This window comes from Streptomyces harbinensis (genome assembly GCF_900116145.1).
In the GTDB taxonomy this organism is placed as follows: Bacteria; Actinomycetota; Actinomycetes; order Streptomycetales; family Streptomycetaceae; genus Streptomyces; species Streptomyces carpaticus.
The window spans coordinates 45657-58266 of sequence record NZ_FPAB01000005.1 but is presented as its reverse complement, the minus strand read 5'-3'; the positions used below and the strand labels follow the sequence as shown (position 1 = coordinate 58266).

The window sequence follows — 12610 nt, the reverse complement described above, 5'->3', positions numbered from 1 at the left end:
GGTGAGAGGTCTGTCGTGAGGGTGGTGGTGACGGGTGAGCGTTCCCGATGAGTACGCCAACTGCTCATCCGGGAGCCATCTCGCTCATCTGTTTCTATGATTCTGCGTCGTCTTCTCGTCTGTGTCCAGGGCAGCTCAAGTGAGCAGGCGCACGCCCGGTCCGGTACGCACCACCCGGGCACACCCGGGCCGCGCCCCTCCAATCGCCGAGCCCACCTCGGTAGCATCGGCGCATGACTGCTGCCGCGGCCCAGGCCGCCGAGGAGGCCGAAGCGCCCGCATCACCGCCGCCCCTGTCCGTGGTCAAGCCCCGCCTGCGCGGCTGGCTGCACGCGATGATGTTCCCGGCGGTGCTGATCGCCGGCGTCTTTCTGACCGCGCTGGCCGGCAGCCCCCGGGGCCGTATCGCCTGCGCCGTGTACACGCTCACCGCGTGCCTGCTCTTCGGAGTGAGCGCGCTCTACCACCGGGGGAACTGGCCGCCGAAGATCGCCGGCGTGCTGCGCCGGCTCGATCACGCCAACATCTTCCTGATCATCGCCGGCACCTACACACCGCTGACGATCCTGCTGCTGGAGGGCGCGCGCGGCCAGCTGCTGCTCTGGGGGATCTGGGCGGCGGCCGTCGCCGGGATCGCCTTCCGGGTCTTCTGGGTCGGCGCGCCGCGCTGGCTGTACACCCCGTGCTACATCGCGATGGGCTGGGCGGCGGTCTTCTTCCTCCCGGACTTCCTGCGCACCGGCGGCGTCGTGGTGATGTCCCTGGTGGTCCTCGGCGGGCTGCTGTACAGCGTGGGCGGGGTCATCTACGGGATGAAGCGCCCCAACCCGTCGCCGCGCTGGTTCGGCTTCCACGAGGTGTTCCACTCGCTGACGCTGGCCGCCTTCGCCGTGCACTACGTGGGCATCTCGATCGTCGCCTACCAGCACGCGTAACCGGACAGCGCTCTCCCGCGGGAGTCACCGCCGCTCGACCGCGACTCCCGCGGGCGCGGACCGGGGCCGGCCGTCACCGCCGGCCCGCACCGCCGCCGCTCAGCGCGTGGCGCGCAGCTGGTGCGCCAGTTCCACCGGGTCCGTCGTCGGCAGCCCGCACACGAAGTCGCGGCACACATACGCCGTGGGCCGCCCGTCCCGCAGCGCGCGGTCCCGCAGCAGCGGCGCGTCCGGGGTGTCCGGGGCGCCCACCGAGACCACCGCGCCCGGCGCGGTGGAGCGCAGCGCCGTACGGTGCAGCTCCTCGGTCGCCGGGTCCCCCGGCGTCCCCACCACCGCCACCTCGCGCGGGCCGTCCAGCGCCGCCTCCGCCACCGCCAGACCCCAGCCGATGAAGCGCGGGGCGCGCTCCGCCAGCGCCGTCACGATGCCCAGCGCCCGCCCGGCCGCCTCCCGGTGCCGCGCGCTCCCGGTGTACGCCGCGTACGACAGCAGCGCGCCGGCCGCCGCCGTCCACCCCGCCGGGGTCGCCCCGTCACTCGGGTCCTGCGGGCGGCGGATCAGCCGCTCCGCGTCGTCCGCCGTGTCGTACAGCGCCCCCTGCGGGCTCGCGAACCGGCTCAGCACCGTCTCCAGCAGTTCCCCGGCCCGGGTCAGCCACTCGGTCTCCCCGGTCACCGCGTACAGCGCCAGGAACCCCTCGGCCACATCCCCGTAGTCCTCCAGCACCCCCGCGCTCGGCCCGGCCCGGCCGTCCCGCGAGGTCCGCACCAGGCGCACGCCGTCCCCGTCGCGCCGGGTGTGCACCCGCGCGAGCAGCCGCGCCGCGTCCCGGGCCGCGTCCACCAGATCGAGCCGCTCGAAACAGGCCCCGATCTCGGCCAGCGCCGCCACGGCCAGCCCGCACCAGGCCGCCACCACCTTGTCGTCCCGGCCCGGCCGGGCGCGCTCCGCCCGCGCCGCCAGCAGCCGCGCCCGCAGCTGCGGATCGTGGTCGGTGCCCGGCAGCAGCCGCAGCACGGAGGCGCCCTCCTCGAAGTTCCCCGCCGGGGTCACCCCGTACAGCCCGGCCGCCCGCGCCCCGTCCGCCTCGCCCAGGGCGGCGCGCAGCTGCTCCGGTGTCCACACGTAGTAGGCGCCCTCGCGGTGCCGGCCGTCCGCGTCGTCGCTGTCGGCGTCCAGGCCCGAGGCGAAGCCGCCCTCGGCCGTGCGCAGCTCCCGTACCAGGAAATCCGCCGTCTCCAGCGCGATCCGGCGGGCCAGCGGAGAGGCCGTGGCCCGCCACCAGTGGGCGTACACCCGCGCCAGCAGCGCGTTGTCGTAGCACATCTTCTCGAAGTGCGGCACCGCCCAGGCGCCGTCCACCGCGTACCGGGCGAAGCCGCCGCCCAGCTGGTCGTACAGCCCGCCCAGCGCCATCGCCTGCGCCGTGCGCTCCACCATCTCCAGCGCCTCCTCGGCGCCGGTACGGGCGTGGTGGCGCAGCAGGAACTCCAGCACCATCGACGGCGGGAACTTCGGGGCGCCGCCGAAACCGCCCCGCTCGGCGTCGAAGTCGCCGCGCATGCCGCCCAGCGCCATCGCCAGTTCCGCCTCGCCGGGCGCGCGCGGGGCCGCGTACTCCACATCGCGCCCGGCCAGCTCCCGCCCGATCCGGGCCGCCACGTCGGTGACCTCGCCGCGCCGCTCGCTCCACGCGGTGTGCACGCCCACCAGCAGCTGCTTGAACGACGGCAGGCCCTCGCGGGGCTCCAGTGGGAAATACGTCCCGAAGTAGAACGGCTCCCCGTCGGCCGTCATGAACACGGTCATCGGCCAGCCGCCCTGACCGGTCGCCGCCTGCACCGCGTCCATGTAGACGGAGTCCACGTCCGGGCGTTCCTCGCGGTCGACCTTGACGGCGACGAAATGCTCATTGAGATAGTCCGCGGTCTCCTGATCCGCGAAACTCTCGCGTGCCATCACATGACACCAGTGACAACTCGCATATCCGACGCTCAGCAGCACGGGTACGTCCCGGCGCCGTGCCTCGTCGAATGCCCCGGGTGACCACGGCCACCATTCCACGGGGTTGTCGGCGTGCTGGAGGAGATACGGCGATGTCTCGTCGGCGAGTCGATTGGCCATATCCCCATCCTGCACCGTCCCGGGCGGCTCGGCGCTGGGGATCGCCCGGCGCAGATATGCCCCCGCGCGTCCGGCGCGGAGGCATTCCACGGGTTTCAGCGGGCGGCGGTGGCCGCCCGGTCCTGCTCACGCCTGATAGGGCTTGGCCTCCAGGACCCGCACACTGGCGACGGTGCCGTTCGGCAGTTCGTACGTCGCGTCCTCGCCGACCTTTTTGCCATTGACACCGGCGCCGAGCGGCGACTTCGGTGAATAGGTGTCGATGTCGGAGGTGGCGAATTCGCGGGAGGCGAGCAGAAACGTCATCGTGTCGTCCTCGTCGCCGTCGAAGGCGATCGTGACGACCATGCCGGGCGCGACCACGCCGGTGTCCGCCGGAGCCTGCCCGACCTGCGCGCTTTCGAGGAGCTGGGTCAGCTGGCGCACCCGCGCCTCCTGCTTGCCCTGCTCCTCCTTCGCCGCGTGATAACCGGCGTTCTCCTTCAGGTCGCCCTCTTCCCTGGCGGCCTCGATCTTCTTGGCGATCTCGATGCGCGCGGGACCCGACAGATAGTCCAGCTCCGTCTTCAGCTGGTCATACGCCTCCTGGGTCAGCCAGGTGACAGTGTCGCTGGTCTGGGTCACAGGTGCTCCTCGGGTACAGGTGGTGATGGATACAACGTGGGGTCGATACAAAAACATCGCCCGCCCGGAAGGCAGCGCTCCTGGGTGGGCGAATCAGCGATCGAAACGTCGACCCTAACAACGCCGATCGATTTGCGAAAGGATTTACCCCCTGGCGACGTGAGCAAACCCACACCGGCCGGGGGCGGGGCCGCCGCCGGCTGCGTTCGCCGCCGCCGGTCAGCCTTCGGCGCAGCCCATCAGCTCGGCGGAGGTGGCCCGCTCGGTGGTCTTCAGCACCACCGTGCGGTGGAGGGCGTCGCCGTCCTCCTCGAAGCGGAACTCGGCCCGGCCGACTTCCAGGCCGTCGGCGGCCTGGGACCGCACCGTACAGACGCCGGTGACGGAGGCGGGCTTGCGCACGGCGATATTCACCGAAACCTCGGTGTCGGAGGTGACCGTGAAACCGGTGACCTCTCCGGTGACCTTCTGCCCGCTGATGTAGTGGACGCCCGCCCAGCCGACGAAGGCCAGCAGCAGCACACCGAGCACCAGGCCGGTGATCTTCAGCCGCCGGTCCGTGCGCGCGTCGGAGGCGGCGCCGGACCTGCCGTACCGCCCCTCGGGCACGCCGTCACGAACGGTAGCCATGGTGCGTCCTCCGGCGGGTGGGCGTGACGCACGGGAATATCCCGCGCTGGTCCATCAGTCACTATAGAAGGCGACTCCAGGACCGAGACACGAGGACCAGTCTTGACCAAGCAGCTGCGGCTCATGGCCGTGCACGCCCACCCCGACGACGAGTCGAGCAAGGGCGCCGCGACGATGGCGAAGTATGTGTCGGAGGGGGTCGACGTCCTCGTCGCCACCTGCACCGGCGGAGAACGGGGCTCCATCCTGAACCCGAAGCTTCAGGGTGACACCTACATCGAGGAGCACATCCACGAGGTACGGGCCAAGGAGATGGCGGAAGCCCGGGAGATCCTGGGGGTGAAGCAGGAGTGGCTGGGGTTCGTGGACTCCGGGCTGCCCGAGGGCGACCCGCTGCCGCCGCTGCCCGAGGGGTGCTTCGCGCTCCAGGACGTGGAGGCGGCGGCCGAGCCGCTGGTGCGGCTGATCCGGTCGTTCCGGCCGCACGTCATCACGACGTACGACGAGAACGGCGGCTACCCGCACCCCGACCACATCATGACGCACAAGATCTCGATGGTGGCGTACGAGGCGGCCGGCGACCCGGAGCGCTACCCGGGCACGGGTGAGCCGTGGACGCCGCTGAAGCTGTACTACAACCAGGGCTTCAACCGGCCGCGCACCGTCGCCCTGCACGAGGCGCTGCTGGCGCGCGGCCTGGAGTCGCCGTACGGGGAGTGGCTGGAGCGCTGGGACGAGTCGGACCGGGAGGGGCGCACCCTGACCACGTTCGTTCCGAGTGCCGAGTTCTTCCCGGTGCGGGACAAGGCGCTGATCGCCCACGCCACCCAGATCGACCCGGAGGGCGGCTGGTTCCGGGTGCCGATGGAGGTGCAGCAGGAGGTGTGGCCGACCGAGGACTACGAGCTGGCGAAGTCCCGGGTGCCCACCTCGATCCCCGAGTCGGACCTGTTCGCGGGCATCCGCGACAATGACGGGTATGAGTGAGCTGCTTCCCCTGGCCGAAGAGGCCGAAAAGAAACTCACCGAGTACACGGTGACGCCCGGCGTGCTGGGCTTCGTCGTGTTCGCGGCCCTGGGGGTCGCCGTCTGGGTGCTGCTGAAGTCGATGAGCCGGCAGCTGGGCAGGATCGACTTCAAGGAGCAGGAGCGCGCCGAGCGGCTGGGCGGCTCCGCCGACCCGGACGGCGGCGCGGCCCGCGAGGGCGGCGACGGCAGCGGCACGGGGGAACCGCAGGGCTCGGAACCGGCCGCGGGCGACCGGGACCGCAGCTCCTCCCCCGCCTGACCCACCGGGCCCGGCGCGGACCGGGAGGCGTTCCCTCCCCGCCCGCCCCGCACACCGCCCGCCGCCCGCCCGGCGCGCCGGGCGGTCAGGCCGGCACGCCCAGCACATCCCGGGCACCGCGCCGGGGCACCATGCCCATCCGCCAGGCCGGCCAGCCCGACTCGGGGCCCTGGCCCCGCTCCAGCATCAGGACGTAGCTGGACGCCGCGTCCGTCAGCCGCGGGTCGCGCAGCGGATGCTCCGCGCGCAGCAGCTCGTCCAGTTCCTCCCGCGCCACCGCCTCGCCGATCTCCGAGCCGCCCGGTGAGGCCAGCGGCAGCAGCGTGCAGCGCAGGAACTGCGCCCAGTCCGCGCCGCGCCGGTCGGGGCCGCCGTCCCCGTAGCCCTCGGTGAACAGCCGCAGTGCCTCGTCGGCCAGCTCCAGCGCCTGCCCGGCCCGCTCGTTGCCCGCGTCGATCACCGCCAGCTCCAGCGCCGACCAGGCCTCGCCGTGCACCACCCCGGCCCGCTGGAAGTCGCGGCGGGCATCGGTGAGCAGCTGCCGGGCGAACCCGGAATTCCGCAGCGAACCCGTGCTCTGCGCCCGGATGTCGCGGGTCAGCCGCGCGGAGTGGTGCCGGGCCCAGGCGAGGCCGTAGATGTCACGCATCCGGCTGAACATGGTGCGCGCCTGCTCCAGCGAGCGCAGCGCGCCCTCCGGGTCGCCGCCCTCCTCCTGGGCCTGCCCCAGGTAGTACAGGCCCCATGCCTCACCGCGGGCGTCCTCGGTCTCCCGGTGCTGCGCGAGGGCCGCGCGCACCTGCTCCTGGGCGGAGGTGGCGTCACCGTCGTGCAGCCGGGCCAGCCCCAGCTCGGTGGTCGCGAACGCCACGCCGCGCACGTCCTGCGAGCGTTCGTACAGGTCGAGGGCGGTCCGCAGCTCCTGCTCCGCGTCGGCGGTGCGGCCCGCCCACAGCAGGGTCTGGCCGAGCTGGAAACGGGTCCACGCCTCGCCGTGCACCGAGCCGCTGCCCTGGTGCAGCCGCAGGGCTTCCGCGAGCATGCCCCGGGCGGAGCCGAGCCGGCCGCGTTCGCGTTCGACGGCGGCCAGGGCGTGCAGGGTCCAGCCCCGGTCGCCGGCCAGCTCCGGGGCCTGCTGGAGGTCGAGCGCCTCGCGCAGCTTGCTCTGGGCCTCGGGCAGCTGCCCCTGGTGCTGGAGGGTGATGCCGAGGTCGCGCAGGGCGGCGGCGGTGCCGGCGTTGTTCTGCGCCTCCTGGTAGAGGGAGACCACCGAGGAGAGGGTGGAGCGGGCCTTGTCCAGCTCACCGAGCTGGCGGGCGGCGACACCGGTGCGCCACTGGACGGAACGGGTCAGCAAGCCCTGGTTGACGGCCTGGGTCAGCTCGTTCAGCTCGCCGAGCCGGTAGAGGTCACCGCGCAGCAGGCAGTAGTCGCACAGCGCGCCGAGCAGGTGCTGGACGGCCTGCCGGTCCACGCGTTCGTCGGCGTAGCGGAGGGTGGCGGTGATGAAGCTGGTCTCGTCGTCCAGCCAGCGCAGCGCGGAGTCCAGCGAGGAGAAGCCGTGTCCGCCGGCGGCGGCGGGCAGCAGGTCGGCGCGGGTGGAGGTCTTGCCGTCGACGAGCCGGATGACGGTGTCGGCCAGCTCGGCGTAGCTGCGGATGAGGCGTTCCTGGGCGGCCGAGCGCTCCTCGTGGCTCTCCTCGTCGAAGAGCCGGACCCGGGCGAAGCGCCGCACCAGGTCGTGCAGGCGGTAGCGGCTGCCGCGCACATGGCTGACGAACCCGGCCTCGTGCAGCTCTTCGAGTTGCTGGGCGCCTTCCTTCTGGCCGACGTCGAGCAGGGCGGCGGCGGCGCGGGCGCCGAGGCTGGCGCGGCCGGCCAGGGCGAGGCGGCGCAGCAGTTTGCGGGCCGGGTCGCTCAGGTCGGTGTAGCGGCTGCGCAGGACGCGTTCGGCGGGGTCGGGGCCCGGGCCCTCGGGGGTGGCGGCTTCCAGCGCCTCGACGAGCTGCGCGGGGGTGCGCCGGGTGAGGGTGGGGCCGGCGAGCTGGAGGAGCAGGGGGCGGCCGTCGCACAGGTCGGCCAGCCGGTGCCAGTCGTGCTGGGCCTCGGGGCCGGTGGCGAGGGTGGAGTTGTCGGTGACGGTGGCGCGCAGCAGTTCCTCGGCGCTGGTGGGGTCGAGCGCTTCGAGGGGCAGCTGGTGGACGGAGGCGGGCAGCTCGGGGTCGAGGTCGAGCGGCTCGGCGGCGGTGACCAGGACGAGGGAGTCGGAGCGTTCGGGGATGAGGGTGGCGACCTGCTCGGCGTCGGTGGCGTCGTCGAGGATGATGACGACGGGGAGCCCTGCCAGGTGCTGGTGGTAGCGCTCGGCGAGCCGGCGCAGCTGGCCGGCGTCGGCCTCGCGGCCGGCTCCCTCGCGGAAGAGCAGTTGGTCGCGGGGGGCGCCGAGCCGGTTCATCAGATGGAGGATGGCGTCGCGGGTGGGCAGCGGGTCGACGCTCTGGCCGCGCAGGTCGACCAGGCAGGCGCCGCGGAAGAGTTCGCGCAGTTCGTGGGCGGCCCAGCGGGCGAGCATGGTGCGTCCGGAGCCGGAGGGGCCGTGCAGCACGACGACGGTGGGCCGGGTGTCGGTGCGGGCCCGGTCGCGGTTGACCCACTGGGTGATCTGGGTGAGGTGGCGGCGGCGTCCGATGAAGGGGTGGCCCGGTTCGGGGAGCCGGCCGAAGGACTTGGCGAGGACGGCGCGGGTCCTGGCGGCGGCGCTGCGGTCGGGGCGGCGCTGCTGCTGCGGGGCGCGGCGCGGGTCGCGCTGCTCGGGGACGGCGCTGTCGCGGTGCGGGGCGAGGGCGCGCTGCTGGTCGAGGTAGGGGCGGATGCCGCGCACCTCGACGGCGGTGAGCCATTCCAGGCGCAGCGCTTCGACGCCGCCGGGCTGGTGCCGGTCACCGGCGTGCCGCTGGACGGCCCACTGGTGGGCGAACACCGCGTACAGGGCGTAGCCGAGGATGCCGGCGGCGATGACGACGACGGCGTCGATGAAGGCCACCGAGGTGGCCAGCTCGCTGCCGCCGATCAGGATGAGGACGGCGATGGAGGCGGCGATGGTGGCCGCCAGGGCGCCGCCGAGGGCCTGGAGCCGGAAGCGGTCGCTGAGCTTGCCGGGGGAGAACTCCTCGGCGGCCCGCCGGTAGACGGCGTACTCCTCCAGGGCGGGCCGGTGGATTTCCTCGATGGTGCTGCGGGCCCGTTGCAGCAGTTGCCGTCCGTCGACGCGGCCGTCGGAGCGGCGTACCTCTTCCTCCGCGGCCCGTACCAGCAGCCGGTCGATCTCCTCCCGGTGTTCCTGGGTCAGTGCCAGCTGTGTCGCCATGTGTCCCCCTCCCGTGGTGTCCGCCGTCCAGACACACCCTCAGACGCCTTCCCCGAGCCCGCCGCCTCACGCGGTTCTTGGCCAAACCGTGCCGTTGGGCGACGGGCGCGGGGTGGAGCGGTGCGCCGCCCGGCCGGGCGGCGCCGCCGCGCGGGCGCGGCCCGGCCGGGGTGTCAGCCGGTGGCGCGCTGGTATTTGCGGACGGCGAGGGTGCGGAAGATCGCAATGATCAGCACGGACCACAGGACGGACGCGAGGGCCGGGTGCTGCATGGGCCAGACGTCGGGTGCCCGGTAGTCGGGCGGCAGGTTGCCGAACAGATCACGCACGGCGAGCACGGTGGCGCTGAACGGGTTCCACTCGGCGACGGGCTGGAGCCAGCCGGGCATGTTCTCGGAGGGGACGAAGGCGACCGAGATGAAGGTCAGCGGGAAGAGCCACACCAGCCCGCCGGAGGTGGCGGCTTCGGGGGTGCGCACCGAGAGCCCGATCAGGGCGCCGATCCAGGTGAACGCGTAGCCGAGGAGGAGCAGCAGCCCGAAGGCGGCCAGGGCGCTCAGCGGCCCGTCGTGGATGCGCCAGCCGACCAGGAAGGCGACGACGGCGAGGACGACGAGGATGACGGCGGTCTGCGCCAGGTCGGCGAAGGTGCGGCCGGTGAGGACGGCGCCGCGGGCCATGGGCAGCGAGCGGAACCGGTCGATGATGCCCTTCTGCATGTCCTCGGCGATGCCGGCGGCGGCGCCCGCGGTGGCGAAGGTGACGGTCTGCGCGAAGATGCCGCCCATGAGGAACTCGCGGTAGGCGCTGGCGCTGAGCCCGGCCCCGGGGATGCTGATGGAGCCGCCGAAGACGTAGGCGAACAGCACCACGAACATGATCGGCTGGATGAGCCCGAAGACGACCGTTTCGGGGATGCGCAGCATGCGCAGCAGATTGCGCTTGGCGACGACCAGGGAATCCCGGAGGTTCTGCCGGAGGGTGATCCGGCCGCCGGCGGGAGCCGGGGGCGGGGACGGCGCGCGACGGGTGTCGATGCTCATGCCGCACCCCCTTCCCGGCCGTCGTCGCGCACCGGGCCCTCGCCGGTGCGCCCGGGCCCGGGGCTGCCGGGATCGGGACGGCCCGGATCGGGCCCGCGCGGGGGTTTCTCCCGGCCGTCGTCCCGGCCTCCGTCCCGGCCGCCGTTGCCGTTCCCCGCGCCGTTCAGCTCGTCGAACTCGGCGCTGTGCCCGGTCAGCGAGATGAAGACGTCGTCCAGAGTCGGCCGGCGCAGCCCGATGTCGTCGATCTCGATGGCGCGGCCGTCGAGCTCGCGGATGACCTCGGCCAGCAGCTTGGCCCCGCCGGTGGCCGGGACGGTCAGCCGCCGGGTGTGCGCCACCAGCCCCGGCTCCCCCTCTCCCAGCCGGCGCAGGATGTCCTGGGCCTCGGGGATGCGCTCCCGGTCGTGCACCACCAGCTCGATGACGTCGCCGCCGCTGCGGGTCTTCAGCTCGTCGGAGGTGCCGCGCGCGATGACCTGGCCGTGGTCCACGACGGCGATGGTGTCCGCGAGGTGGTCGGCCTCCTCCAGGTACTGGGTGGTGAGCAGCAGGGTGGTGCCGCCGGCCACCAGCTCCTTGATCAGCTCCCACAGGGCCTGCCGGTTGTGCGGGTCGAGCCCGGTGGTGGGCTCGTCCATGAACATCACCGGCGGGCTGACCACCAGCGAGGCGGCCAGGTCGAGCCGGCGCCGCATGCCGCCGGAGTAGGTGCGAGCGGTGCGGTCACCGGCGTCGGCGAGGTTGAACCGCTCCAGCAGGTCCCCGGCGCGGGCCTTCGCCTCGCGGGCCGGCAGCTGGTAGAGCTGCCCCACCATCTGGAGGTTCTCCCTGCCCGTCAGATAGTCGTCCACGGCGGCGAACTGGCCCGACAGCCCGATCGCGCGGCGTACCTCGTTGGGCTGGGTGGCGACATCGAGCCCGGCCACCTCGGCCCGCCCGCTGTCGGCCCGCAGCAGTGTGGTGAGCACCCGGACGGCGGTGGTCTTGCCCGCGCCGTTGGGACCGAGCAGGCCCAGCACGGTGCCCTCCGGCACGTCGAAGTCGACGCCGTCCAGTGCTCTGACATCCCCGAAGGTCTTCACCAGCCCCTCGGCGTAAATCGCACCCGGCATTGTGGTCTCCCCGTGTTCGGTGGCCGACGTTCAGCGTCGCCCCGGCCGGGCGACTCCGCCAGTTTTACGGGTAACGCGATATATCGCAACCCCCACGCGACACCCTGTGGACAACTCCCACCATCACCGCGCTGACCTGCCGAAACACCACAACGGCGGACAGTCGCGTCACATCGCGACCGTCCGCCGTCCACCGTCCACCGTCCGCCCGGGCTCAGCCCGCCCGGGCTCAGTCCAGAATCCGGTACCCCGCGTCCCGCATCCCCGCCGCCACCGCCGCGCAGTGCCGCGGTCCCTGTGTCTCCAGATGCAGCTCCACCTCGGCCTCGCTCACCCCCAGCCGCGGATCCGTCCGGGTGTGGTTGACCGCCAGCACATTGGCGTCCGCCTCCGACAACTCCCCCAGCAGCCGCGCCAGCACCCCCGGCCGGTCCGGCAGCCGCACCCGCAGCGACAGATACCGCCCCGCCGCCGCCATCCCGTGCTGAAGCGTCCGCTGGAGCACCAGCGGATCCACGTTCCCGCCCGACAGCACCGCCACCACCGGACCCTCGAACGCCTCCGGGTCCGTCAGCAGCGCCGCCACCGGCGCCGCCCCCGCCGGCTCCACCACCAGCTTCGCCCGCTCCAGACACAGCAGCAGCGCGCTGGAGAGCGCGTCCTCGGAGACGGTGCGCACCTCGTCCACCAGCTCCGCGATGATCCGGAACGGCACCTCCCCCGGCCGCCCCACCTTCATCCCGTCCGCCATCGTCGCCACCGACTCCAGCGCCACCGGCCGCCCGGCCGCCAGCGACGGCGGATACGCCGCCGCCCCGGCCGCCTGCACGCCCACCACCCGTACGTCCGGCCGCAGCGACTTCACCGCCAGCGCCACCCCCGCCGCCAGCCCCCCGCCGCCGATCCCCACCACCACGGTGCGCACCTCGGGACACTGCTCCAGGATCTCCAGGCCGATCGTGCCCTGCCCCGCCACCACGTCCGGATGGTCGAAGGGATGGATGAACACCGCGCCGGTGGCCTCCGCGTACTCGCGCGCCGCCGCCAGCGTCTCGTCCACCACCTGCCCCGCCGTCCGCACCTCCGCCCCGTACTCCCGGGTGGCCGCCACCTTCGGCAGCGGCGCACCCGCCGGCATGAACACCGTCGACCGCACCCCCAGCAGCGTCGCCGCGAGCGCCACGCCCTGCGCATGGTTCCCGGCACTCGCCGCCACCACGCCGCGCGCCCGCTCCTCCTCCGACAGCGCCGCGATGCGCACATAGGCGCCGCGCACCTTGAAGGACCCGGTGCGCTGGAGGTTCTCGCACTTGAAGTGGACGGGGGCGCCCACCAGCTGGGTCAGATAGCGGCTGCCCTCCATCGCGGTCACCCGCGAAACTCCCGTGAGCACCTTCTGCGCGGCGCGTATGTCATCCGGACTCGGCGCGCCGGCCGGGGGATTTGTGGCCATAGCGCCAGTCTGGCAGGCGTTTGGCGGC

Annotated in this window: 10 protein-coding genes; 3 read left to right on the top strand and 7 right to left on the bottom strand. The window is 73.1% G+C overall.

The genetic code is table 11. From position 1 onward, the window contains the following. Nucleotides 1-233 precede the first annotated feature (233 nt). Nucleotides 234-935 carry a PAQR family membrane homeostasis protein TrhA gene (trhA, locus tag BM385_RS15215; RefSeq protein ID WP_051130984.1) on the top strand — a complete coding sequence of 234 codons (702 nt, stop codon included), beginning with the start codon at nt 234-236 and terminating at the stop codon, nt 933-935. 99 nt (nt 936-1034) lie between these two features. Here the strand turns inward: trhA and BM385_RS15210 are convergent, their stop codons facing one another. The 3 genes from BM385_RS15210 to BM385_RS15200 form a co-directional block, all read right to left on the bottom strand. Further along, complete coding sequence (locus BM385_RS15210; protein WP_093843370.1) at nt 1035-3062, bottom strand: thioredoxin domain-containing protein; 2028 nt, start codon at nt 3060-3062, stop codon at nt 1035-1037. Nucleotides 3063-3188: 126 nt separating this feature from the next. Then, a complete protein-coding gene (gene greA, locus BM385_RS15205; protein ID WP_019431420.1) occupies nt 3189-3686 on the bottom strand; it encodes a transcription elongation factor GreA in 498 nt (165 codons plus the stop codon). 219 nt (nt 3687-3905) lie between these two features. Further along, nucleotides 3906-4316: a DUF4307 domain-containing protein gene (locus tag BM385_RS15200; RefSeq protein ID WP_026047010.1), complete on the bottom strand. Its 411-nt coding sequence runs from the start codon at nt 4314-4316 to the stop codon at nt 3906-3908. Nucleotides 4317-4418: 102 nt separating this feature from the next. On the opposite strand from BM385_RS15200, the gene mca reads away from it, so the two are divergent. Next, complete coding sequence (gene mca, locus BM385_RS15195; protein WP_019431422.1) at nt 4419-5303, top strand: mycothiol conjugate amidase Mca; 885 nt, start codon at nt 4419-4421, stop codon at nt 5301-5303. Continuing rightward, nucleotides 5296-5604: a hypothetical protein gene (locus BM385_RS15190; RefSeq protein WP_093843369.1), complete on the top strand. Its 309-nt coding sequence runs from the start codon at nt 5296-5298 to the stop codon at nt 5602-5604. The genes mca and BM385_RS15190 overlap by 8 nt, the downstream gene beginning before the upstream one ends. Before the next feature lie 85 nt (nt 5605-5689). Here BM385_RS15190 and BM385_RS15185 read toward each other — a convergent pair whose 3' ends face one another. The 4 genes from BM385_RS15185 to ilvA all read right to left on the bottom strand — a co-directional run bounded on the left by BM385_RS15185 (nt 5690) and on the right by ilvA (nt 12582). After that, the gene (locus BM385_RS15185) at nt 5690-8971 is read right to left on the bottom strand and encodes a tetratricopeptide repeat protein (protein ID WP_019431424.1); all 3282 of its coding nucleotides are present in this window, start codon (nt 8969-8971) and stop codon (nt 5690-5692) included. 173 nt (nt 8972-9144) lie between these two features. Continuing rightward, nucleotides 9145-10014: an ABC transporter permease gene (locus tag BM385_RS15180; RefSeq protein WP_019431425.1), complete on the bottom strand. Its 870-nt coding sequence runs from the start codon at nt 10012-10014 to the stop codon at nt 9145-9147. After that, complete coding sequence (locus tag BM385_RS15175) at nt 10011-11129, bottom strand: ATP-binding cassette domain-containing protein (RefSeq protein WP_093843368.1); 1119 nt, start codon at nt 11127-11129, stop codon at nt 10011-10013. Before BM385_RS15175 ends, BM385_RS15180 begins: the two co-directional genes overlap by 4 nt. Nucleotides 11130-11358: 229 nt before the next feature. Further along, nucleotides 11359-12582, bottom strand: coding sequence for a threonine ammonia-lyase (gene ilvA, locus BM385_RS15170; protein WP_026047011.1), 1224 nt, complete (start codon nt 12580-12582; stop codon nt 11359-11361). Between the last annotated feature and the right edge of the window lie 28 nt (nt 12583-12610).